Here is a 23,339-nt window from a genome sequence, read left to right as displayed (position 1 = left end):
TCGGAAGCGCTCCGGAATGGATTCCGGGTCTCCCTCCGGTCGCCCGGGATGACGGCGCGATGGGGAAACGACATATAGTGCTCGCCACCGACTGCCTGCCCGGAAACCCATGCGCGTCCTTCTCGTCCTGATCGCCTTCGTCATGATTGCCGCGCCGGCCCTGCTGATGCTGGCCCGCGAGGACTTGCCGAGAGGGCGGCGTATCGGCCGGGCGCTGGTCATCTTCCTCGCGCCCGCCATCGCTCTCGGCTTCATCCATGGCGTGCCAGAGCTCGACGGGCGTGCGCTCAACAACCCCAACGCCTGGACGATGCTGCGGCTCGTGCTGACCGCACTGGCGCTGATCCTGCCGTGGTGCCTCTATGTCTGGTTCAACGGGCGCCGCTGACTGAGGCACACATGACCGAAACCACCGACAAGCCGCCGATCGACCACGCCTTCACCGGCGACAGGCGCGGCGGCGCCGCCGACCCGACCTATGCCGGCGCGCTGTCCTTCATGCGCCGCCGATACGGCAAGGACGTCGCGGGCGCCGATCTGGTGATCTGGGGCGTGCCCTTCGATCTCTCGGTGACCAACCGGCCAGGCACCCGCTTCGGGCCGCAGGCGATCCGCCGTGCCAGCGCGATCTTTGACGGCGATCCGCAATATCCGTCGGGCATCGATCCTTTTGCCCGGCTCTTGGCTATCGATTATGGCGATTGCGCTTTGCCGCGCGGCGATCTTCAGGGCTGTGCCCGTGCGATCGAGGCGGAAGCCGCCGGCATTCTCGCGTCCGGCACCCATCTCGTCACGCTTGGCGGGGACCACTTCATCACCCTCCCGCTGCTGCGCGCCCATGTCGCCCGCCACGGCAAGCTGGCGCTCATCCAGTTCGACGCTCATCAGGACACCTGGGATGACGGCCCGGGCGGTATCGGCCATGGCAGCTTCGTGCTGGAGGCGGTGCGCGAGGGGCTGATCGATGTCGAACGCTCGATCCAGGTCGGCATCCGCACGGTGGCGCCGCGCGATTGCGGCATCGCCATCATCGGTGCCTATGAGGCGCAGGAACTCGGCGTGGCCGGGGTGGCGCAGCGCATCCGCGCGCGGGTCGGGGAGGGCGCGGCCTATCTCACCTTCGACATCGATGCGCTCGATCCCGCCTTCGCGCCGGGTACGGGCACGCCGGTTTCGGGCGGCTTCACTGCCGATCAGGCGCTGCGCATCCTCTGGGCGCTCCGTGATCTCGATATCCGCGGCATGGACGTGGTCGAGGTCTCGCCGCCCTACGACCATGCCGACATCACCGCGATAGCCGCCTCGACCATCGTCCAGCATTACATTCAGGCGCTGGCGCTGAAGCGGGGCGGTTGAATCGATCTGTGAGGAAAGGCCGAGAAGCGACTCGAATAGCTCGCGCTTTCGGGTTCGTGCGCGCCATGTTCGGGCATGACCCGAGCATCTCCTGACACGGAGGCTCCAGCGCCTTTTCCTGCAAGAGATTCTCGGGGTCTGCGCTTCGCTTCGCCCGAGAATGACGCCTGCTCCAAAGCTATGATTGACACCTCGCCCAAGCGCGAACATATACGGTGCCATGATGACGAGCCTCATCCGACGTCGCCCTGTCCAGGCCGCTCCGGCGCGCCCGCGATGACGCTCGGCTGACGTCCGAACGCCCGCGACCGCGCCATCGAGCGCGGTTTTTTTATGCCTTTAGCCAACTCGGCTGCCCAGCCACCGGGGATCCCGATGAGCCAGAACCTGAAAAGCATCTTCATCGACGGCGAAGCCGGCACGACCGGTCTCGGCATCCGCGAGCGTCTGGCCGTGGTGCCGGAGGTTGCGGTCAAGAGCATCGACCCCGACAAGCGCAAGGATCCCGCCGCCCGCAAGGACATGATGGCGAGCGTCGATCTCGTCGTGCTCTGCCTGCCCGACGATGCGGCGAAGGAATCGGTCGCGCTGGCCGATCAGCTCGGCTCCGACGCCCCCAAGATCGTCGATGCCGCGACCGCCCATCGCGTCGCGCCGGGCTGGGTCTATGGCTTCGCCGAGCTGGAGCACGGCCATGCCGAGAAGATCGCCAGGGCCGATCGCGTCGCCAATCCCGGCTGCTACCCCACCGGCGCCATCGCGCTGCTGCGCCCACTCGTCGATGCCGGGCTGATGGCCCAGGATCACCCTGTCACCGTCAATGCGGTCTCCGGCTATTCCGGCGGCGGCAAGTCGATGATCGAGGATTTCGAGACCGGCGTCGCGCCGGCCTTCGAGCTTTACGGCCTCGGCCTGCGTCACAAGCACCTGCCGGAGTTGCAGGCCTATGCCCGTTTGACCCGGCGGCCGATCTTCGTGCCGTCCGTCGGCAATTTCAGGCAGGGCATGCTGGTCTCGGTGCCGTTGCATCTCGACACGCTGCCGGGCCGGCCGAGCACCGCCGATCTCCACCACGCGCTGGCGGAGCGCTATGCTGGCTCGACCTATGTCAGCGTCCTCCCGCAGGACGGCAAGAGCGGCAAGATCGAGCCTGAAGCGCTGAACGACACCAACAAGCTGGAGCTCACGGTGTTCGGGCAGGACGATCTCGGCCAGGCGGTGCTGGTCGCGCGGCTCGACAATCTCGGCAAGGGCGCGTCCGGCGCGGCGGTGCAGAACATCCGCCTCATGCTCCGCCTGCCCGAGGGCTGATCGAACTTCCATCGGGGCATCAAGCCCCGGTTCAGCCTGTCTTTTGACGAGACTTTTTCGCCTCTCGCGGGATAGATTGATCATCCCGCGAGAGAGAGCGACGTGACGGGCAGCGAGTTCGAGAATGCGTTGATCGACGGCATCTATGAAGCCGCGATCGTGCCGGAAGGCTGGGCGGCGGTGCTGCGCGATACCGCGCGGATCGCCCAGTGCCGGGAGGCGCTGCTCGGGACCGTGCTGCATGACGAGGTCCGTCTTCTCGCCTCCTCGCCGGAGTTCTGCGCGAATTACGAAGAGGTGCTGCGCCGCATCCCGTTGCCGGTGAACGAGCGGGCACAGCGCCTGCTCGTGCATGGCCGGCAAGGCTTCATCACCGATGAGGACGTCTTCAGCCGCGACGAGATCGCGCGGGAGCCCGTCTATCAGGAGCACCTGATTCCGGCCGGGTACGGATCGGGGGTGGCGACGGTGATCGGGGCGCCCACCGGCGATACGACGATCGTTCATTGCGAACGAAATTTCGCCGAAGGCACCGTCGATGGGCAGGCCATCGCCGCGCTCGACCGGCTGCGGCCGCATTTCGCCCGGGCAGGGCTGCTCGGGCGCCGGCTGGCGATGGAGCGTGCGCGCGCCGCTTCCCACGCGCTCGAGATGATGGGGCTGCCGGCCGCAGTGCTGAGCCTGCGCGGCCATGTGCTCGATGCCAATGCGCTGTTCCAGGATCTGATGCCGGGCGTCTTCCTCGATCGCGCGGCTCGACTGACCATGGCCCATGCCCCGGCCGACGAGATGCTGGCTGCGGTGATCGCCGGGTTCTCGCGAACGGATCTGCCTCAGCTGGTTCGCTCGCTGCCCGTTCCGTCCAGCCGCGGCGAGAGCCCGATGGTGGTGCATGTCGCGCCGGTGCGCGGCCGGGCGCGTGATGTCTTCTCCTTTGCCGGGGCCATCGTCGTCGCGACACCGGTCGCAGCAGGGGCGGGGCCGGATGCCGGCCTCATCGCCGGCCTGTTCGACCTGACACCGGCCGAGGCACGGCTGGCGGCCGTCATCGCCGGCGGGCACCCGCCGCGGGACGCGGCCCTGCGCCTCGGCGTGACCGAAGCTACGGCGCGCACGACGCTGAAGCGCATCCTTGCGAAGACCGGCACGCGCCGGCAGGCCGATCTGGTCGGCCTGTTGAAGAGCGCTGCCGGGCCGCGCTGACAACGAGGGAAGCCCCCATTTGGGGGATGGCAAACGGGCGTGCTCGCGCCAGAATACGATTCTCAAGAGAGGCCGCAAGGCCACAGGCGACAATCGGCTTGCGCTGCCGAAGCTGGGTCAAGCGGCTTCGGCAGCGCTTTTTCGTTCCGCTTTGCGCCATCAGATCAGGTATCGACCGATCGCGGGCAGCGCGCCGCCAAAAGGAAAGGGGCGCCGAAGCGCCCCTGCCGGTCTCAGCCCTTGTAGGGGATGAAGTTCTGCTTCTGCTCGCCGAGGCCCTCGATGCCGAGGGTGACGACCTCGCCGCCCTTCAGGAAGCGCGGCGGCTTGAAGCCGAGGCCGACGCCCGGAGGCGTGCCGGTGGTGATGACATCGCCCGGATCGAGCCGCATGAACTGGCTGATATAGTGGACGAGATAGGCGGCGCCGAAGATCATCGTCTTGGTCGAGCCGTTCTGCACGCGCTCGCCATCGACCTCGAGCCACATGCCGAGATTCTGGATGTCCTTGATCTCGTCGGTGGTGACGAGCCAGGGGCCGAGCGGGCCGAAGGTCGGGCAACCCTTGCCCTTGGCCCACTGGCCGCCGCGCTCCTGCTGGAAGGCGCGCTCGGAGACGTCGTTGCAGACGCAGAAGCCGGCGATCGCAGCCATCGCATCCTTCTCCTCGATATAGGAGCCGCCATCGCCGATCACGATCGCGAGCTCGACCTCCCAGTCGGTCTTCTGCGAGCCCTTTGGAATGATCACGTCGTCATTCGGCCCGACGATGCAGTTCGGGGCCTTGTTGAAGAGGATCGGCTCCTTCGGGATCTCCGCGCCGGTCTCGGCGGCGTGATCGGCGAAGTTGAGGCCTACGGCGATGAAGTTGCGGACATCGGCGACGCAGGCGCCGATGCGCGGCGAGCCCGAGACGAGGGGCAGTGATTCCGGCGCAAGCGCCTTGATCTTGGCGAGCGAGGCCGAGGTCAGCGCCTTGCCGCCGAGATCGGGAATGACGCCGGACAGGTCGCGCAACCCGCCCTTGGCATCGAGGAGGGCCGGCTTTTCCTGGCCCGGTGCGCCGTAGCGGAGCAGTTTCAAGGTGTTTCCCCCGGTTTCAAACGATCTAATTGGGTGGGAGGGATTCTGATCGGATGCCGGCCGGAAACACAAGCCCGTCATCGCGCATGGGGTATCCGCAAAGCGTGGGTCACGGAATTGTTGCCTGAATGCAACTGCGCCGTCCAAAGCGACGTTTCCGGCAAATCAAATCGCGGGGCAGGCGGCAGGCCCGAACCGCTCAAAATCGACAATAGTTCTTATATAAACGATATGTTTCTGAACGATCTCGGCGGGGCATGTCCGAAATTCATCGTTTTTGAACGGTTTGGGCACTCCGAGGGGGCAATTGCGGAGGCCGTGTGGCGATTCCGGGGCGTCTGAAGCAGGATTGCGGCGGGAAACGGCTCGGGCCATGCTTCGAATCAAGCGAGGTATCTGGCCTCGAAGAACCAAAGAACCGGGATGGATTCGATGAAGGGCCTTGTTCGTACCGCCGCAGCTGCCACGGTCTCGCTCGCCGCTCTCCTTGCGGCTGGAGCGGCCTCGGCGAGTTCCTTCGCCATCCGCAGCGGCCAGAGCGCCGAAGGCCTCGGCATGGCCTATGCCGGCGCGGCCTCGGGCGGCATCGGCATGGGTTCGATGGCCTGGAACCCGGCGACCATCACCATGTTCCCCGGCCGCACCAGCCAGTGGAACTTCACCTATCTGCTGCCCGAGGGGGAATATACCCCGACCCAGGACACCAAGGTCAGGACCCCGACGGGGGTCATCTTGCCGAATACCCACCCGGCGGTTGGCGGCGGAAGCCCGCTCGGCACCGGCAATCTCGGCGGCGACGGCGCCTTCATTCCGGCGTCTTATTCCGCCTGGCAGCTCACAGACCGCCTGTGGATCGGCATGACCACCGGCGCGCCGTTCGGCCTGCGCTCCAAGGCCGAGAACAACTTCAATGCAGCCCAGAGCTATGGTCGCTCGGCCAAGGTGCGTTCGATCAACGTCTCGCCGACCATCGGCTATCAGGTCACCGACTGGCTCTCGATCGGTGCCGCGTTCCAGATCCAGTACTTCAAGGCCAACCTGAAGCAGGCGAACGGCCTGGGTGCTACGGCCGGCAACGTGATCCTCGACGGCGACACCATCGATTTCGGTTACCGCTTCGGTGTGAACCTCACTCCCTGGCAGGGCACCAATATCGGTATCGGCTATCGCTCCTCGATCCGTCAGACGCTGGAAGGCAAGCTGATGGGCGCTCCTGGCCTTCCGGTGATTACGCCTGTCAAGGCCAACCTCAACCTGCCTGACTCCGTCGTCTTCGGCGTGTCGCAGGTCATCAACGAGCAGTGGCAGGCCCATCTCGGCGTCGAGTGGACGAACTGGAGCCGCTTCCGCCGCATCCCGATCGTCAGCCAGCTCAGCGGCACGCCGGTGAGCAGCCTGAACTTCGTCTATGACGACTCCTGGTTCTTCTCGGGCGGCGTCGAGTACAAGTACAACCGCGACCTGACGCTTCGCGCCGGTGTCGGCTACGAGCTCTCGGCGGTGAACGACACCAACCGCACGATCTACATCTCCGACAATGATCGCCTCTGGCTCTCGACCGGTCTGAGCTACAAGTTCTCGGAGAAGGTCAATCTCGACGTCGGCTACACCTACATCCATGTGAACAAGGCGCGCGTGAACTACACCGGTGCTCACCCGCAGCAGGGGGCAGTCATCTACGCAGCCGAGGCTCAGCCGCAGATTCACATCGTGTCGGCGGCGCTCACCTATCGCTGGGATAACCCGACAGAGACGATCCCGGTTCGCCCGGTCGTCCGCAAGAACTGAGCGGCATCGCCTTCTCAATGAAAGCCGGCCTTCGGGCCGGCTTTTTTGTTGCCGTCTTCCCGCCGGCTTTCCCGCCATTCTGTCTCCTGCGCGGGCGCAGTCCCATTTTGCGTGACGGTCTGGAGCAGGGAATGACGATCACGATCGAACGCGCCGGAAGGCTGCATCTTTCCGAGTGGGCGGCCCTCCGGGCCGAGCTCTGGCCCGATGAGGATGCGGAGCAGCATGGGGCGGAGCTGGCCGAGACGCTGTCCGCTGGCCGCGACCGTGATTTCGCCTGCGTCGCCCTGACGGCGGAGGGCCGTTGCATCGGTTTCGCCGAGGCCGCACTGCGCAGCGACTACGTCAATGGCTGCGAGACGTCGCCGGTCGTCTTCCTCGAAGGCATCTATGTGGCTGAGCCCTATCGGCGCTCCGGGATCGCCCGGATGCTCTGCCACGCCGTCGAGGCGTGGGGACGCGAACGCGGTTGCGCGGAATTCGCCTCCGACGCTGCGATCGACAACCTGGCGAGCCTGGCGCTCCATCGCGCGCTCGGCTTCGTCGAGACCGAACGCGTGGTGTTCTTCCGCAAGACCGTCGGCGCGCGACACGCGCGGCGCCTGAACGGGGAGGGTGGCCTGCGAAGGGCTCAGGCCTTCGCCTTCACATAGGTGCCGGGCGCATCGGCGAGCGCCTTGAGCTTGCCGCCCCCCGGTTCGCGGCCTGGAACCTTCTTCGGCGCCTGAGCTTCGAGCCATCCGAACCAGTGCGGCCACCAGGAGCCCGGGTGCTCGTCCGCCTTGGCCAGCCAGTCGGCATAGCGGCCCTTGGCCGGGCCGCTGGTCCAATACTGGTACTTCACCTTGGCCGGCGGATTGACGACGCCGGCGATATGGCCGGAGCCCGCGACGACATGCTCGACCGGCCCGCCGAAGCATTGCGAGCCGTTGAAGACCGACTGGGCCGGGGCGATATGGTCCTCGCGCGCCGCCAGATTGTAGATCGGGATCGTCACCTGTTTGAGGTCGAGCGCCTTGCCGCCGATCCGCATCTCGCCCTTGGAGAGCTTGTTGTCGAGATAGCAGTTGCGCAGATAGAACGAGTGGTTCGCCGCCGGCATCCGCGTCGAATCCGAGTTCCAGTAAAGCAGGTCGAACGGCGTCGGCGCCTTGCCCTTCAGGTAGTTGTTGACGGCGTAGGACCAGATCAGATCGTTCGGCCTGAGCATGTTGAAGGCTCCCGACATGCGCGAGCCGTCGAGATAGCCGGTCCGGGCCATCTGTTCCTCGATCGCGCGGATCTGCTCCTCGTCGACGAAGACCGAGAGCTCGCCGGCCTGCGAGAAATCGACCTGCGTGGTGAAGAAGGTCGCGCTCTCGATGCGCTTGTCGCGCATCGCCGCCATATAGGCGAGCGTCACGCCGAGCAGCGTGCCGCCGACGCAGTAGCCGATCGCCGAGACCTTCTTCTCACCCGTCGCTTCCTCGATCGTGTCGAGCGCGGCGAAGATGCCTTCGCGCATGTAGCTTTCGAAATCCTTGGCGGCGTGGCGCGCGTCAGGATTGACCCAGGAGATGCAGAAGACGGTCAGCCCCTGCTCGACGCACCAGCGGATGAAGCTCTTCTCCGGGTTGAGGTCGAGGATGTAGAACTTGTTGATCCAGGGCGGCACGATCAGCAGCGGCCGCTTCAGCACCTGCGGGGTCGAGGGCGCGTACTGGATCAGCTCGATGATGTCGTTGCGGAAGATCACCTTGCCCGGCGTCGTCGCGATATTGACGCCGACCTCGAAGGAGCTGGCGTCGGACTGGCGGATCTTGAGCTCGCCACCGCCGGCCTCGACATCCTCGGCATACATCTTCATGCCGCGCACGAGGTTGTCGCCGTTCTGCTGCAGCGTCTCGCGCAGGAGTTCCGGGTTGGTCGCGACGAAATTGGTGGGGGAGAGGGCGCCGGCGATCTGCTTGATGTAGAAGCGGGCCTTCTCGCGCGTATGCGGATCGAGATCGTCGGCCTTGTCGACCATCGTCTCGGCCCAGCGCGAGCCGATCAGATAGGCCTGCTTGATGAAGTCGAAGGTCGGATGGTTGGTCCAGTCGGGGTCCTTGAAGCGGCCGTCGCGCTTGTCAGGCTCGGCCACGGGCGCGACCTCCTCGCCGCTGGCGCGCTTCAGGGCGGTGCTCCACAGGTTCATGAAGTCGCCGGTCAGCGAAGCCTGCGCCTCGATGATCTTCGAGGGATCGTTGACCCAGCGTTCGGCGACCCGGCCGAGCGTCTTGACCATGTCGCTGGCTTCGTCGGCCTGGCCGGTCTTGGCCTCGCCGCGTTCGATCGGTTTCAGATAGGCGGCGGTGACCTTGCCGTATTCCTCGACGAGGCGGCCCATATTCTGCGCGAACTGGTCGAAGTCGGGGACAGCGGCTTCGGCCGGGCCGGCGGTGTCCTTCGCCCTGTCGCTTTTCCCGCTCATCTGTAGCCCTTTCCCCCAGTCATTATCGGATAGCGCATGGCGCTTTATTTTGGTCCTATTAAGGACGCAGCCGCTGTGCTTTACCAAGCAAAATCGACAACCCCTGGATGATCCGATGCCGATGGAATTCTCCGCGAAGAAGCCGTTCCTGATGTCGGCCGCCCTGGTTGCGATGGGCATGAGCCTGGCCGGCTGCGGCAGCGACGAGGGCTTCAAGGGCGTGGCCGAGGCCGCGGGCCTGGCGACGACTCCGCAGGAATCCAAGACTTTCGTCCGGGAAACCCGCCCTGCCGATCTCGAATACGTTCCCATCGGCACGAGCGTGACACGCACGGCGCCGCGCAAGCCGGTCGAGGACTACAAGAAGATCGAGGCCGCGCTGGAGGCCAAGCAGAAGGCCAATGTGGCGGCCGGCAGCACCGCCAAGTCGCTCGGCGCAACCCCGCCGCCGCAGCCGGCGAAGATTCCACAGAACTGACGGCGGGCCCCGCCGGCATGTCTGGCCGCTTGGGCGGGCGCCTTCGCACATGCAACGAATCGCAAAAACTTGCGTAGTTTGTTCTGTCATGACGAAAGATGCGGTGCTAAGCACCCTCAACGCAAGGATGTGATCCGGGCGCAATCGTGAACCCGCCCGTCGGCGGCCAAGGACCTGTTCGAGATGACCGATTTCCACCGTATCAAGCGCCTGCCGCCTTACGTTTTCGAACAGGTCAACAAGATCAAGGCCGCCGAACGCGCCAAGGGCGTCGACATCATCGATCTCGGCATGGGCAATCCCGACCTGCCGGCGCCGAAGCACGTCATCGAAAAGCTGGTCGAGACCGCCGGCAAGCCGCGCACCGACCGGTACTCCGCCTCGAAGGGCATCGGCGGCCTGCGTCGCGCCCAGGCGCATTATTATGAGCGCCGCTTCGGCGTGAAGCTGAACCCGGACACGCAGGTCGTCGCGACGCTGGGCTCGAAGGAAGGCTTCGCCAACATGGCGCAGGCCATCACCGGGCCGGGCGATGTCGTGCTCGTGCCGAATCCGAGCTATCCGATCCATGCCTTCGGCTTCCTGATGGCGGGCGGCGTGATTCGTTCCGTCCCGGCGGAGCCGACGCCGGCGATGTTCCCGGCGCTGGAGCGGGCGATGATGCATTCGGTGCCGAAGCCGATCGCGCTCGTCACCTGCTATCCGGCCAATCCGACGGCCTATGTCGCCTCGCTCGATTTCTACCGGGACCTCGTCGCTTTCGCGAAGAAGCACGAGCTGATCCTGCTCTCCGACCTTGCCTATGCCGAGGTCTATTTCGACGAGAAGAACCCGCCGCCCTCGATGCTGCAGGTGCCGGGCGCGATCGATGTCGCGGTCGAGTTCACCTCGATGTCGAAGACCTTCTCCATGGCCGGCTGGCGCATGGGCTTCGCCGTCGGCAACGAGCGGTTGCTCGCCGCGCTGGCGCGGGTGAAGTCCTATCTCGACTACGGTGCCTATACGCCGATCCAGGTTGCGGCCGCAGCCGCCCTCAACGGTCCCGACGACTGCATCCGCGAGATGCGCGAGATTTACCGCAAGCGCCGCGACGCGCTGGTCGAGAGCTTCGGCAAGGCCGGCTGGGAGTTCCCGGCGCCGGAAGCCTCGATGTTCGCCTGGGTGCCGATTCCCGAGAAGTTCCGCCATCTCGGCTCGCTCGAATTCTCGAAGCTCCTGATCGAGAAGGCCGAGGTCGCGGTCGCGCCGGGCATCGGCTTCGGCGAGCATGGCGACGACTATGTCCGCATCGCCATCGTCGAGAACGAGCAACGCATCCGCCAGGCCGCGCGCAATATCGGCCGCTTCCTCAAGGGGGCGGACACGACGCTGCACAACGTCATCCAGATGCCGAAGGCGGGGTAGGGCTCCCTTTCGCCTCCAGATAAAAGGCGGTGGCCATCCCGGGCGGAGCGAAGCGCAGACCCGGGATTCATTCCTGAACCTTTGTCGGTCGCGCTCCGGCATGGATCCCGGATCGGCGCGGCTTCGCCGCTTGTCCGGGATGACGGCGTGAGCTGGTCAGGGGTAGCGACATCCTTGGCTCTGGACCGCGCCCGCAAAACATGGGAACCGATGCGATGCGGACGGATGGCTCCGCATCGCGCCCGGGGCTCGCTTCCATGTCACGCAAAGGCCGTCTGCTCGGCGTCGCTTTCGCCGTCTTCGCGTTGATCTGCCTGGTCGCGACCTACGACTACTCCCGGGGGCGCATTCCGCAGACGCGCTCGGCGCTGGTCTCGGATGTTCTGGCCGTCACCAATGGCCGCGAATGCGCCCGCGACGCCACCGAGATCGTCATGCGCTACATCCCCGTCGGAACCGGCCGGGCCGATGCCGAGCGCGTCCTCTCGGAAGTCACGATCGATCCCCCGAAGCCGTGGTTCTGGACCCCCGCCGTCGAGAACAGCACCGTTTCCCAGGGGACGACGATCGAAGCGCTGCACACCATCAAGGCAACCGCCTTCGGCACCAATCTGCTGCGCATCTATCTCGGTTTCGAGGACGGCAAGGTGAAACGGGTCGCCGCCGAGGTCGTCTGCCATTTCGGCTGAAGCCGGTCTCGCCAAGGCTTCCACGTTGACTCGCGCCGCACCTCATGCGACGCCGCGCGCATGACCAGCGTGCCTCTTTCGCCTGCCTCCCAGCCCCTGCGCATCGGACTTGCCGGCCTCGGCACGGTCGGCGCCTCCACCTTGCGCATCCTGCGCCGGCAGGAAAACGCGCTGGCGGCGCGCTGCGGCCGCGCGATCCGCGTCACCGCCGTCTCGGCGCGCGACCGCAACCGGGATCGCGGCGTCGATCTCGGCGGGCTCACCTGGTTCGACGATCCGGTCGCGCTGGCGAAATCGGACGAGATCGACTGCCTGGTCGAACTGGTCGGCGGCTCGGACGGTCCCGCCAAGGCGGCGGTCGAGGCGGCGCTGTCTGCCGGCAAGCATGTCGTCACCGCCAACAAGGCCCTGCTCGCCGCGCACGGCGTGGCGCTCGCCGAACTCGCCGAGAGCAGGGGCGTGGCGCTTGCCTTCGAGGCCTCTTCGGCCGGCGGCATCCCGGTCGTGAAGACCCTGCGCGAGGCGCTGGCCGGCAACAATGTCAGCCGCATCTCCGGCATCCTCAACGGCACCTGCAACTATATCCTCTCGCGCATGGAGCAGGAGGGCCTGACCTTCGAGGCTTGTCTGAAGGACGCTCAGCGCCTTGGCTATGCCGAAGCGGACCCGACCTTCGACGTCGAGGGTTTCGACACCGCCCATAAGCTTGCGATCCTCACCAGCCTCGCCTTCGGTACGAAGATCGACGCCGAAGCGATTCATGTCGAAGGCATTTCGGCGATCACGCCGCTCGACCTGAAGATGGCCGACGATCTCGGCTATCGCATTAAATTGCTCGGCGTTGCGGAGCGCACCAAGACCGGCATCGAGCAGCGCGTGCACCCGACCATGGTGCCGAAATCCTCCGCTATCGCGCAGGTGATGGGCGTTCTCAATGCCGTCAGCGTCGATGCCGACGCGGTCCGCGAGATCACGCTGGTCGGCCCCGGCGCCGGCGGCGATCCGACGGCCTCTGCCGTCGTCGCCGATATCGCCGATGTCGCGCGCGGCACTGCCGGCCTGCCTTTCGGCCTGCCGGTCGCCCGTCTGGAAGAGCCCAAGCGCGCGCCGATGCAGCGTCATGAGGGCGGCTACTATGTCCGCCTCGCCGTCGCCGACCGCCCCGGCGCGGCCGCGGCCATCGCGACCCGCATGGCCGAAGCCGACATCTCGCTGGAGAGCATCGTCCAGCGTCGCTCGCCCGAGGCCGCGACGCGCGATCCGGGTGGCCGCTCCGGCGCGCCGGTCCCGGTCGTGCTCATCACCTATGCCACCAGCGAAACCACGATCCGCGCCGCGCTCGAAAAGGTCACCGCCGACGGCCATGTCGCGGAACCGCCGCAAGTCATCCGCATAGAGCGGGAACAGGCCTGACCGGCCATACCTGCCAAACTCATTGCAAGGGGACTCTTTTCATGTCCGTCGATCTCCGCATCTCCCCCGACCAGATCATCGAGCGCTATCTCTCGATGGAACTCGTGCGCGTCACCGAGCGCGCCGCCGTCGCCGCCGCTCGCCTGCGTGGCCACGGCAACGAGAAGGCGGCCGACCAGGCCGCGGTCGATGCGATGCGCCGTGAATTGAACCGCCTGCCGATCGATGGCGAGATCGTCATCGGCGAGGGCGAGCGCGACGAGGCGCCGATGCTCTTCATCGGTGAGAAGGTCGGCAACAAGCAGGGCCCGAAGGTGCATATCGCGGTCGACCCGCTCGAGGGCACCACGCTCTGCGCCAAGGACATGCCCGGCTCGATCGCGGTGATGGCGATGGCCGGCGCCGGCAGCCTGCTCTATGCCCCCGACGTCTACATGGACAAGATCGCTTGCGGCCCGGGCTACCCCAAGGGCGTGATTGACCTTGACGCCTCGCCGGCCGACAACATCAACGCGCTGGCCAAGGCCAAGGGCGTCAAGCCGAACGAGATCTCCACGCTGATCATGGACCGCCCGCGCCATGCCAAGCTGATCGAGGAGGTCCGCAAGACCGGCTGCTCGATCCGCCTGATCACCGATGGCGACGTCGCCGGCGTGATCTTCTGCACCCAGCCCGAGAAGACCGGCATCGACCTCTATCTCGGCATCGGCGGCGCGCCGGAAGGCGTGCTCGCTGCGGCGGCGCTGCGCTGCGTCGGCGGCCAGATGCAGGGTCGTCTCATCCTCGACACCGAGGAGAAGCGCGTGCGCGCGGCCGGCATGGGCGTCAAGGACCCGAACAAGAAATACGACATGTCGGAAATGGCCTCGGGCGACGTCATCGTCTGCGCCACCGGCGTCACCGATGGCGGCATGCTTTCGGGCGTGCGCTTCGGCAAGGATTTCATCGAGACCGAGACGTTGGTCTACCGTTCGATCACCGGCACGGTCCGCCGCATCTATGGCGAGCACCGCGAGTTCTCGAAGTTCCAGCTGGATTGAGCACTGTCCTCACGCAGTCATCCCGGGTCTGCGCCGCTGACGCGGCTTGTCCGGGATGACGTGAGAGGGAATCAAATGACTCCGCCCGCCGCCGCCCGCCCGGCGGCGCGGCCCGAGAAGATGCAGCCGCCGAGGAAGGTGCCTTCCAGCGCCCGGTAGCCATGCACCCCGCCGCCGCCGAAGCCGGCGGCCTCTCCGGCCGCATAGAGCCCCGGCACCGGCTCGCCGCTATCGTCCAGCACCCGCGACGACAGGTCCGTCATCAAGCCGCCCAGCGATTTCCGCGTCAGGATGTTGAGCCTGACCGCGATCAACGGCCCATGCGCGGGGTCGAAGATGCGGTGCGGCTTGGCCGTGCGGATCAGCCGGTCGCCGAGATAGTGGCGCGCGCCGCGCAAGGCCGTGACCTGCAGGTCCTTGCCGAACGGATTGGCCAGCGCCCGGTCGCGCGCCTCGATCTGCCCGCGCAGATGCGCTTCATCGATCAGATGCTCGCCAGTGAGTTCGTTCATGCGCGCGACGAGGCGGCCGAAATCGCTCTCGACGATGAAATCCTCGCCCTTGTCCATGAAGGCCTGTACCGGGCCCGGCACGCCGCCGCCGGCGCGGCCCAGCACCTGCTTCCAGCTCTTGCCCGTCAGGTCCGGGTTCTGCTCCGAGCCCGATAGCGCGAATTCCTTGGCGATGATGCTGCGGTTCAGCACGAACCAGGAATAATCGTGGCCGGTCTTCATGATGTGCTCGAGCGTGCCCAGCGTATCGAAGCCGGGGAAGAGCGGTACCGGCAGGCGGTTGCCGCGCGCATCGAACCAGAGCGAGGATGGGCCGGGCAGGATGCGGATGGCGTGCCTCGGCCAGATCGGCGCCCAATTGGCGATGCCCTCGACATAGTGCCACATCCGGTCGCCATTGATCAGGCGCCCGCCCGCAGCCTCGGCCACGCCGAGCATGGCTCCGTCGACATGATCCGGCACGCCTGAGAGCAGGCGAGCAGGGGCTTGGCCCAGCCGCGCCGGCCAGTTCGCCCGGACGAGCTCGTGATTGCCGCCGATGCCGCCCGAGGTGACGATCACCGCCTGCGCCTTCAGACTGAACGCGCCGGCCACGCCGCGCCCGCTCCTCTCACCGCGCGCGACGCTGCTCGGCTCCAGCACCTCACCCTCGACGCCTTCGATCAGGCCGGCGCTTCGGCTGATCCCCGTAACGCGATGGCGGAAGCGGAATGACAGCAATCCCTTCGCCTCGGCCTCCTTCGCCCGGCGCAGGAAGGGTTCCAGCACGCCGGGCCCCGTACCCCAGGTCACATGGAAGCGCGGCACCGAATTGCCGTGGCCGGTGGCGAGAGAACCGCCGCGCTCGGCCCAGCCGACGACCGGGAACCAGCGCATGCCCATCGCATGCAGCCAGCTGCGCTTCTCGCCCGCGGCGAAATCGAGATAGGCCTCGGCCCAGCGCCGCGGCCAGTCGTCTTCGGGCCTGTCGAACCCGGCCGAGCCGAACCAGTCGTCATGGGCCAGCGCGCGCGAATCACGGATGCGCAGGCGCCGCTGCTCGGGGCTGTCGACGAAGAACAGACCGCCCAGAGACCAGAAGGCCTGTCCGCCCAGCGACTGCTCCGGCTCCTGATCGAGCAGCACGACCTTGCGCCCGGCTTCCGCGATCTCGCAGGCCGCGACGAGGCCGGAGAGCCCCGCGCCGACGATCGCCACATCGGTTTCGTGCTGCATGATTTCCCCGCGATGCCGCCTTTGCCGATGGCTTGGTCGCACTATGGCGGGGCTGCCGGGCCCGGCCAAGTTCGACGCTTGTTGACCTTGCGCCCGCTATGGGCGACGCCGTTGGCACGATGAGTCTGGTGCAGCAGTCCCGTGTTTTCCTTGGCGTGAGCCGTTCGGCGCTCGGCCGCCCCTGGCGCGATCGTCTCGACACGGCAGGCCTCGGCCGGGCCGAAGCGCTCTCCCAGCGCGAGGGCTTGTCCGACATCCTTTCGCGCCTGCTCGTCTCGCGCGGCGTCGAGCCCGCGGAGGCCGCGCTGTTCCTCGAGCCGAGGCTGCGCGACCTGCTGCCAGACCCGGCCGTCCTCACCGACATGGAAGCCGCGGCCGCCCGCCTGGCGCAGGCCGGCATCAAGGGCGAGCGCGTCGCGATCTTCGGCGATTACGATGTCGACGGCGCCTGCTCCTCGGCTCTGCTGGCCGGCTTTCTCACGCAGGCCGGTGCCCGCCCGCGCATCCACATCCCTGATCGCCTGATCGAGGGCTACGGCCCCAATAGCGAGGCGATCCGCATGCTGGCGGGCGAGGGAGCGACCCTGCTCGTCACGGTCGATTGCGGCACGACGAGCGAGGAGCCTCTGGCGGAGGCGCGCCGGCTTGGCCTCGATGTCGTCGTGCTCGATCACCATCAGGCGCCGGAGCGGCTGCCGGCTGTCGAGGCGCTGGTCAATCCGAACCGGCAGGACGACCTCTCCGGCCTCGGCCATCTCTGCGCGGCCGGCGTCGTCTTCCTGGCACTGGTCGCAACCAGCCGCGCGCTGCGCCGGCAGGGTCATTGGGGCCGCGGCGGCGAGCCCGACCTGCTGGCGATGCTGGATCTCGTCGCGCTCGCGACGGTGGCCGATGTCGTGCCCTTGCAGGGGCTCAACCGCGCCTTTGTCCGGCAGGGGCTGGCGATGATGCGCAGCCGCGCCCGGCCGGGGCTCGCCGCACTGATGGACGTCTCCGGCCTCGACGGGCCGATCCAGCCCTGGCATCTCGGCTTCCTGCTCGGCCCGCGCATCAATGCCGGCGGTCGCATCGGCGATGCGGCGCTCGGCGCGCGCCTGCTCCTGACCGATGACGAGGTCGAGGCGCGCACGATCGCGACCGAACTCAACCGCCTCAATCAGGAACGGCAGGAGATCGAGCGCCTCGCGGTGCTGGAGGCGGTTTCGCAGGCCGAGCACGAACTCGCCGGCATGGCCGAGCTGCCGGTCTTGCTCGCGGGCAGCGCCGACTGGCATCCCGGCATCGTCGGCCTTGTCGCGGCCCGCCTCAAGGAGCGCTTCCGGCGCCCGGCCTTCGCGCTGGCGCTGAACGGGGAGGGCGGCGCGACCGGCTCCGGCCGCTCGATCGCCGGCGTCGATCTCGGCCGTGCCGTGCGCGCGGCCGTCGAGGCTGGGCATGCGGTCAAGGGCGGAGGGCATGCCATGGCGGCAGGCGTGACACTGGCGGCGGGGCAGGCCAGTGCCTTCCACACTTTTCTCAATGAGCATTTGCAGCGCGAGGTCGATGCGGCCGGCGATGCGGAAGCGCTGCTCGTCGATGCCGCGCTGAGCGCGGGCGGCGCCACGCCCCGCCTGCTCGCGGAGATCGACAAGGCCGGCCCCTTCGGCTCCGGCAGCCCCGAGCCGGTCTTCGTCTTCCCGGCGCATCGCCTGACCGATGCCGTCGAGATCGGCTCCGGCGGCCATGTCCGCATCAAGCTGCGCTCGGGGGACGGCGCCAGCATCGGCGGCATCGCCTTCCGGGCGGCGCAGGAACCGCTCGGCCAGGCCCTGTTCGCTGCGCGGGGCGAGATGGTGCATCTCGCGGCGACGCTGTCGCTGAACCGCTGGGGCGGCCGGGAGACGGCGGAATTGCGCATCCTCGACCTTGCCCGTCCGGTCTGACAGGCTGCCGGCTATTTTCTTGTGAACGGGTGCTTGCGGAGCGGCAGGCCTCCTACTATACCTCGCCCCGCTTCGGCACGAACCCCGGCGGTTCGCGGCAAAGCGGTCTTCGTCTATCGGTTAGGACACCAGCCTTTCACGCTGGGAAGACGGGTTCGATTCCCGTAGACCGCGCCATTCTTGCGCTGAAGTGCTTGATCTGAAAGAAGTTGTTCCGTTTCAACGACTTCTGCTCGCCTTCCTGCTATGGAGGGCGCTACAAAGTGACCATCCCGATGACATCCCTGACCCGCGCCAAGAATGGCGACTGGTTTGCTCGCAAGGCCATCCCTGAGGCCGTCCGCTTGGCGTATAAGGCCGCGTTCGGTGTCTCGCAGGAGGAGCGCTTCAGGCGGCCCGCGTCCATATCGATGGGGCAGGCCAAGCAAGAACTGCGAGACTGGGATGCTGAAGTTACCTCGCGGATCGAGCGACTGAAGGCTCAGCGGACAGGCGGCGGCGTCTCGCTGACCTTCCGGGAGGCTCGTGGTCTGGCGGGCCAGTGGTATGGCTGGTTCATAGCGCAGCACGAGGACGAGCTCGGAAAGGCGAGCGACTGGGACGTTGAGCATGACCGCTGGGAAGACGCCCTCATGCGGTACGCCCCAGTCGACGAGCGCGAGGATGATGACTCGTGGAGGGAACATCCCAACGTTCGGCGTCACCTACGCGCTGTTCTGATGGAGCTGGCGACCGTCGCAACCTTCCTCGCGGCTAAGGGCATTGTGCTGAACCCGGAAGGCGTAGAGCGCTTCCTTGATACGCTGGAGCCTGAATACAGCGCAGCCCTCGCTGCCTTACGTCGCCGAAGTGGGGGTGACTACTCACCAGATGCTCGGGAGGCAAAGTTCCCCGACTTCAAGCCACGGGTCTTGGCCGGCATGGGATGCTGGGCTGTCTTCGAGGCGTGGGTGAAGGAGAGGGACCCAGCAGCTTCGACGGTTAACCGGTGGCGGTCGGTCTTCAAAGCACTGGAGGCGCGCTTCAAAGGGCGAGACATCGCAGAGGTCAGTGCAGAGGACGCACGGGATTGGAAGGACGTTCCTGTAACTCCCGAGCGCTCAGCCGTGGTCGTCAACGACATCTGGCTGCGAGCGTCGCGGGTCGTATTTGGCTGGGCGCTGGACAATAAGAGGGTCACCGCGAACCCCTTCGATGGAGTCCGTGTAGCCGTGCCGAAAGCAGCTCCGAAGGTCCGCGAGAGGGAGTTCATGGAGGAGGAGTGGAAGATCATTCTCCGGGGCACCTTGGCCAAGCCTCCTGCTCAGATGGCGCATTACAACGCTGCCGCCCGGCGCTGGGTCCCATGGCTTTGCGCCTATACGGGTAGCCGCCCCGGTGAGATGACGCAGCTGCGCGGCGATGATGTAAAGCGACATAAGGATGGCTTCTGGCTGATTAGGATCACCCCAGAGGCGGGCACTGTTAAGGGCGGTAAGGCGCGCACTGTTGAACCGCCCCGGGTTGGCCGGAGGTCGTTTGGTTTGAGTCAGGCTGCGATGGCTGGCTCGTCCAGCATCGTGCAATAGCGCTCCTCGGCCTCGGCCGGCGGGATGTTACCGATCGGTTCCAGCAGCCGGCGATGATTGAACCAGTCGACCCAGGTCGGCGTGGCGAACTCGACTGCCTCGGAGCTTCGCCAAGGTCCGCGCCGATGGATCAGTTCGGCCTTGTAGAGTCCGTTGATCGTCTCGGCGAGAGCGTTGTCGTAGCTGTCGCCGACGCTGCCGACGGAGGGCTCGATACCGGCCTCGGCGAGGCGCTCGGTATATCGAATGCTGACGTATTGCGAACCCCTGTCGGAATGATGCACGAGGCCACCGCGATGGACGGGCCGTCGCTCGTGCAGGGCCTGCTCCAGCGCGTCGAGCACGAAGCTGGCATGGGCCGTCCGCGACACCCTCCAACCAACGATCCGCCGAGCATAGGCGTCGATGACGAAGGCGACATAGACGAAGCCCGACCAGGTCGAGACGTAGGTGAAGTCCGAGACCCAGAGCCGGTTGGGCGCCGGCGCGTGGAACACCCGGTTGACATACACGGGTAGCCGCCCCGGCGAGATGACGCAGCTTCGCGGCGGTGATCTGATGAAGCACAAGGATGGGTACTGGCTCATCAAGATCACGCCGGAAGCGGGCACCGTGAAGGGCGGCAAGGCCCGTACCGTGCCGCTGCATGAGCATCTGATCGAGCAGGGCTTTGTTGAGTTCGTGAATAAGGCCGGTAATGGCCCCCTCTTCTACGACGCGGCCGCCCAGCGGGCGAAAACAGTGGACGTTACGGATCCCAAAAAGGCCCCTTGGGTGAAGTCGCGAGAGAAGCTGGCGGATTAGGTGCGCGACCTTGGCGTCAACGACCCGGCGATTTCCCCAAACCACGCCTGGCGGCACACGTTCAAGCGACAGGCGGCGCGCGCGAAGATTGGCGAGCACCCTGAAGCGACGACCGTCCGAGATCATGTCGGAGAGAAAATCGAGGCTCCAGCGCGCATTGGCCCGATCAGGCACGAGCATGGGCCTGCGCGTGCCCAGTGCCCGTTTGCGGCCGCCACGCCGGCGCACCTACAGCTTCTCTTCGCGATAGAGCCGTCGCAGCTTCTTCTGGTTCATCACGATGCCCTGGCGGTCCAGCATGATGTGGATCCTGCGATAGCCGAACCGCCGGCGCTCTCCTGCCACGGCCTTCATCGCCTCGCGCAACAGGGCATCGTCCGGCCGGGTGCTCGTGTAGCGCACCGTCGAGCGGTCGATCGTCAAGGCCAGGCACGCCCGACGCTGGCTCACCGCATGCACCGTGCAGGCATGAGCCACCGCCTTCCGCTTCGCATCGGGCGTCACCATTTTTTGCGGCGACATCCTTCAGGATCGCGTTGTCGAGCATCTGCTCGGCAAGCAGCTTATTCGCTACGCGGCCCTTCGGGTGAGGCGAGCGTTCTCGTCCTCGAGGGTCTTCAGCCGGCGCGCATCCGACACGTCCATCCCGCCATACTTCGCCTTGAACTTGTAGAAGGTCGCCGAGGAGATGCCGTGCTTGCGGCAGACATCCGCCGTCGCAGCTCCAGCCTCCTGCTCCTTCAGCATCCCGATGATCTGCCCTTCCGTGAACCGTGAGGGGCGCATCGTCCGTCTCCGCGAATGACGGACTCTACTCAAATATCGAGGAAGATCAGAGGCTCAGGTCACCACGCACTCACTAAGCCTTGTATCGTTCGACCATCTCGACGATCCGGCGCGCTGCGTCCACGGCGGCGCTCCGGTCCTGCGAGAAATTCAGGCGAATGCTGTGCGGATGCGGGCCAAACTCCGTTCCCGGCGTCACGATGACGTTCGCCTGCTGGCGAAGCAGCCGGACGAAATCGAGCGGTATGATGCGCAAGGCAGGCAGGGTCGGGAACACGTAGCTTCCGGCCTGCGGGCAACGGGTCGGAAAGCCTGCGGCTGTGAAGATCGCCAGCAGATCATCGCGAATGCGCTGATGTTCGCTCACCCGCTGCTCCATCCAGCCCGCCGGCTCGGCGAACCAGGAGCGCAGCACCGCCTGATTGTAGCCGGCAGCCCTGAGCGAGACGATCGCCTGCAGCTTCTCCATCCTGTCGACAATCGCCGGCGCGCCGAAGGCGACACCGAGGCGATAGCCGCTGAGCGATTCGGTCTTGGACGGGCCCATGATCGTTACGCACTGCTCGTCGGAAAGGCCGTTCGCACGGATATGCGTATAGCTTTCGCCGTCATAGCGCAGGCGGGAATAGAGCTGGTCAGCGACGACCGTGACGCCGTATCGCTTCGCCATATCGGTGATCCGACTGATCTCGCGCTGCGAGTAGACCGCTCCGGTTGGGTTGTTAGGGTTGGAGAAGACGAAGACCTTCGCGCCGGCGGCGAAGGCCGCCTCCAGTGCCGACAGGTCGAGGCCCGCCCCTTCGCCGCCACCGAGATAATCCATCGCTATAGGCATGACCTCGCCGCCGAGGAACTGCACCAGCTTGCGATTGGCGAAATAGTCCGGCTGGACGATCGCAACCTTGTCGTCTGCCGCGATGGTCGCAGCCATCGCCAGAAACAGCGCGCCCTGTGTGCCGGGCGTGACGATGATGCCGGCATCGGTCGAAACGGGGGCGCCAGTGAAGACCTCGAGCCGCTTCGCCAGTTCGGCGCGGATATCGGCCGAGCCGCGATACTCGGTATAGGCTTGGCGCCCGCCGATCCGCACAGCCTCCGCAAAATGCTCCATTGCGTCGGATGGCGGGGGGAAGGCGTCCACGTCGCCATGCGAGAAGTCGACCGCGCGGCCGGGCAGGGGCTCGCCGATCATCAGGGCGCGGATATCGGCATCTGAGCGCCGCACCTCCTGGCCGGGGGCATTGTCGGTCGAGAGGGCGGCAAATTTGCTGGCGAGCGAGGACATGGCGTTTCCTGTTGGGTTTGACGGAAGAAGCGATTGAGCGCGATCGGGCGCGCTTATCGAGGCGCGATCGCGCTGCGGAAAACCTCCGGCTCGACATTGCCGCCCGAGAGCATGACCACGGCGCGGCGTCCACGCAGAGCCTCGGGCCGCGCCAGCAGCGCCGCGAGCGCAACCGCCCCGCCGGGTTCAAGAACGAGGCGCAGATGTTCGAAGGCGAACCGGATGGCGGCGAGCACTTCCTCGTCCGAGGCGGTCAGCACCCGCGTCAGCTTGTGGCGATTGAACGCGAAGGGCAGTTCGGCCGGTGTCGGCGCCAGCAACGCGTCGCAGAGCGAGCCGGAAATGCGTTCGTTGACCTCGCGACGACCGCTTTCGAGCGAGCGCCTGGTATCGTCGAAGCCTTCAGGTTCGGCCGCCCAGAGCTCAGCCGGGCTGCTGACGGCCGCCATGGCAAGGCCGGTTCCGGCCGCGAGCCCACCGCCGCCGCAAGGCACGACGACAAGATCGACCTCGCCCTCGGCCTGCGTGGCAGCTTCGAGGAAAGCAGTGCCCTGGCCGGCGATGACGAAGCGGTCGTCGCCCGGCGGCACGATCGCGACCGGGGCCCGCGCGGCGATGCGTGCCGCGATCTCCTCGCGCGATTCCCGGCCGCGTTCGTAGAGCACGACCTCGCCCTCGTTCTCACGCACCTTGGCGATCTTGTTGGCGGGCGCATCGCTTGGCATGACGATGGTCGCGCGGATACCGAGCATGCGGCCCACCGTCGCCACGGCCTGGCCGTGATTGCCGGTCGAGTAGGCCACCACGCCACCCGGGAACTGTGCGCGATCCAGGCGATGGAGCCGGTTATAGGCGCCCCGGAATTTGAAAGCCCCGGAGCGCTGCAGGTTCTCGCATTTCAGCAGGATCTCGCCGCCGGTCAGGCGGTCGAGGGCGGGGGAGCGCAGCAGCGGCGTGCGCACCGCCACGGGTGCGAGGGCGCGCGCAGCGTCGAGGACGTCGTCGGGGTTGGGGCGGGGCAGGTCAGTCAT

Annotated in this window: 18 protein-coding genes, 1 tRNA gene and 3 pseudogenes; 15 read left to right on the top strand and 7 right to left on the bottom strand. The window is 66.5% G+C overall.

Annotated features, from left to right (window positions below):
- Positions 1 to 109 precede the first annotated feature (109 nt).
- The 4 genes from WFK61_RS17515 to WFK61_RS17500 all read left to right on the top strand — a co-directional run bounded on the left by WFK61_RS17515 (position 110) and on the right by WFK61_RS17500 (position 3,870).
- Positions 110 to 388, top strand: a complete 279-nt coding sequence (locus WFK61_RS17515) for a hypothetical protein (protein ID WP_336813356.1) — start codon at positions 110 to 112, stop codon at positions 386 to 388.
- Between the two features lie 11 nt (positions 389 to 399).
- Positions 400 to 1,356 carry an agmatinase gene (gene speB / locus WFK61_RS17510; protein WP_336813355.1) on the top strand — a complete coding sequence of 319 codons (957 nt, stop codon included), beginning with the start codon at positions 400 to 402 and terminating at the stop codon, positions 1,354 to 1,356.
- A 375-nt stretch (positions 1,357 to 1,731) separates the two neighbouring features.
- On the top strand, positions 1,732 to 2,667 hold the full coding sequence (gene argC, locus WFK61_RS17505) for an N-acetyl-gamma-glutamyl-phosphate reductase (protein WP_336813354.1): 936 nt from the start codon (positions 1,732 to 1,734) through the stop codon (positions 2,665 to 2,667).
- A gap of 102 nt (positions 2,668 to 2,769) precedes the next feature.
- Positions 2,770 to 3,870: a helix-turn-helix transcriptional regulator gene (locus tag WFK61_RS17500; protein ID WP_336813353.1), complete on the top strand. Its 1,101-nt coding sequence runs from the start codon at positions 2,770 to 2,772 to the stop codon at positions 3,868 to 3,870.
- A 233-nt stretch (positions 3,871 to 4,103) separates the two neighbouring features.
- Here WFK61_RS17500 and WFK61_RS17495 read toward each other — a convergent pair whose 3' ends face one another.
- A complete protein-coding gene (locus tag WFK61_RS17495) occupies positions 4,104 to 4,952 on the bottom strand; it encodes a fumarylacetoacetate hydrolase family protein (protein ID WP_336813352.1) in 849 nt (282 codons plus the stop codon).
- Positions 4,953 to 5,384: 432 nt separating this feature from the next.
- Here WFK61_RS17495 and WFK61_RS17490 point away from each other — a divergent pair, with 432 nt between their 5' ends.
- Entirely contained in the window at positions 5,385 to 6,740 is a 1,356-nt protein-coding gene (locus WFK61_RS17490; RefSeq protein WP_336813351.1) for an OmpP1/FadL family transporter, read from the top strand.
- 131 nt (positions 6,741 to 6,871) lie between these two features.
- Positions 6,872 to 7,324: pseudogene (gene aac(6'), locus WFK61_RS17485) on the top strand (aminoglycoside 6'-N-acetyltransferase); the annotation flags it as partial.
- A gap of 47 nt (positions 7,325 to 7,371) precedes the next feature.
- On the opposite strand, the gene phaC reads toward aac(6'), so the two are convergent.
- The gene (phaC, locus tag WFK61_RS17480) at positions 7,372 to 9,192 is read right to left on the bottom strand and encodes a class I poly(R)-hydroxyalkanoic acid synthase (protein WP_442896319.1); all 1,821 of its coding nucleotides are present in this window, start codon (positions 9,190 to 9,192) and stop codon (positions 7,372 to 7,374) included.
- Positions 9,193 to 9,307: 115 nt separating this feature from the next.
- Between phaC and WFK61_RS17475 the strand changes: the two genes are divergently transcribed.
- The 5 genes from WFK61_RS17475 to glpX all read left to right on the top strand — a co-directional run bounded on the left by WFK61_RS17475 (position 9,308) and on the right by glpX (position 14,216).
- On the top strand, positions 9,308 to 9,670 hold the full coding sequence (locus WFK61_RS17475; RefSeq protein ID WP_336813349.1) for a hypothetical protein: 363 nt from the start codon (positions 9,308 to 9,310) through the stop codon (positions 9,668 to 9,670).
- Between the two features lie 183 nt (positions 9,671 to 9,853).
- Positions 9,854 to 11,074, top strand: coding sequence for an LL-diaminopimelate aminotransferase (locus tag WFK61_RS17470; RefSeq protein WP_336813348.1), 1,221 nt, complete (start codon positions 9,854 to 9,856; stop codon positions 11,072 to 11,074).
- Positions 11,075 to 11,331: 257 nt separating this feature from the next.
- The gene (locus WFK61_RS17465; RefSeq protein WP_336813347.1) at positions 11,332 to 11,763 is read left to right on the top strand and encodes a hypothetical protein; all 432 of its coding nucleotides are present in this window, start codon (positions 11,332 to 11,334) and stop codon (positions 11,761 to 11,763) included.
- Positions 11,764 to 11,823: 60 nt separating this feature from the next.
- A complete protein-coding gene (locus WFK61_RS17460; protein WP_336813346.1) occupies positions 11,824 to 13,176 on the top strand; it encodes a homoserine dehydrogenase in 1,353 nt (450 codons plus the stop codon).
- Between the two features lie 41 nt (positions 13,177 to 13,217).
- On the top strand, positions 13,218 to 14,216 hold the full coding sequence (glpX, locus tag WFK61_RS17455; protein WP_306225558.1) for a class II fructose-bisphosphatase: 999 nt from the start codon (positions 13,218 to 13,220) through the stop codon (positions 14,214 to 14,216).
- Positions 14,217 to 14,287: 71 nt separating this feature from the next.
- Here the strand turns inward: glpX and WFK61_RS17450 are convergent, their stop codons facing one another.
- Complete coding sequence (locus WFK61_RS17450; RefSeq protein ID WP_336813345.1) at positions 14,288 to 15,943, bottom strand: FAD-binding dehydrogenase; 1,656 nt, start codon at positions 15,941 to 15,943, stop codon at positions 14,288 to 14,290.
- Between the two features lie 119 nt (positions 15,944 to 16,062).
- Between WFK61_RS17450 and recJ the strand changes: the two genes are divergently transcribed.
- From recJ to WFK61_RS17435, 3 genes are all read left to right on the top strand, one after another.
- Positions 16,063 to 17,865, top strand: coding sequence for a single-stranded-DNA-specific exonuclease RecJ (gene recJ / locus WFK61_RS17445; protein ID WP_336813378.1), 1,803 nt, complete (start codon positions 16,063 to 16,065; stop codon positions 17,863 to 17,865).
- A gap of 102 nt (positions 17,866 to 17,967) precedes the next feature.
- Positions 17,968 to 18,042, top strand: a tRNA-Glu gene (locus WFK61_RS17440).
- A gap of 98 nt (positions 18,043 to 18,140) precedes the next feature.
- Complete coding sequence (locus tag WFK61_RS17435; protein ID WP_336813344.1) at positions 18,141 to 19,433, top strand: hypothetical protein; 1,293 nt, start codon at positions 18,141 to 18,143, stop codon at positions 19,431 to 19,433.
- Here WFK61_RS17435 and WFK61_RS17430 read toward each other — a convergent pair.
- Positions 19,394 to 19,939, bottom strand: a pseudogene (locus tag WFK61_RS17430) (IS3 family transposase); the annotation flags it as partial. The gene WFK61_RS17435 and the pseudogene WFK61_RS17430 overlap by 40 nt on opposite strands.
- Positions 19,940 to 19,964: 25 nt before the next feature.
- Between WFK61_RS17430 and WFK61_RS17425 the strand changes: the two are divergent.
- Complete coding sequence (locus tag WFK61_RS17425) at positions 19,965 to 20,237, top strand: site-specific integrase (RefSeq protein WP_336813343.1); 273 nt, start codon at positions 19,965 to 19,967, stop codon at positions 20,235 to 20,237.
- A gap of 90 nt (positions 20,238 to 20,327) precedes the next feature.
- On the opposite strand, the pseudogene WFK61_RS17420 reads toward WFK61_RS17425, so the two are convergent.
- The 3 genes and pseudogenes from WFK61_RS17420 to WFK61_RS17410 form a co-directional block, all read right to left on the bottom strand.
- A pseudogene (locus WFK61_RS17420) lies at positions 20,328 to 21,023 on the bottom strand (transposase); the annotation flags it as partial.
- A gap of 73 nt (positions 21,024 to 21,096) precedes the next feature.
- The gene (locus tag WFK61_RS17415; protein ID WP_336813342.1) at positions 21,097 to 22,308 is read right to left on the bottom strand and encodes a pyridoxal phosphate-dependent aminotransferase; all 1,212 of its coding nucleotides are present in this window, start codon (positions 22,306 to 22,308) and stop codon (positions 21,097 to 21,099) included.
- A gap of 53 nt (positions 22,309 to 22,361) precedes the next feature.
- Positions 22,362 to 23,339, bottom strand: coding sequence for a threonine/serine dehydratase family protein (locus WFK61_RS17410; protein ID WP_336813341.1), 978 nt, complete (start codon positions 23,337 to 23,339; stop codon positions 22,362 to 22,364).

It is taken from the genome of Allobosea sp. MMO-172 (genome assembly GCF_037147855.1).
Classification (GTDB): domain Bacteria; phylum Pseudomonadota; class Alphaproteobacteria; order Rhizobiales; family Beijerinckiaceae; genus Allobosea.
The sequence above is the reverse complement of the archived record's forward strand: the minus strand, read 5'-3'. Positions and strand labels throughout refer to the sequence as shown.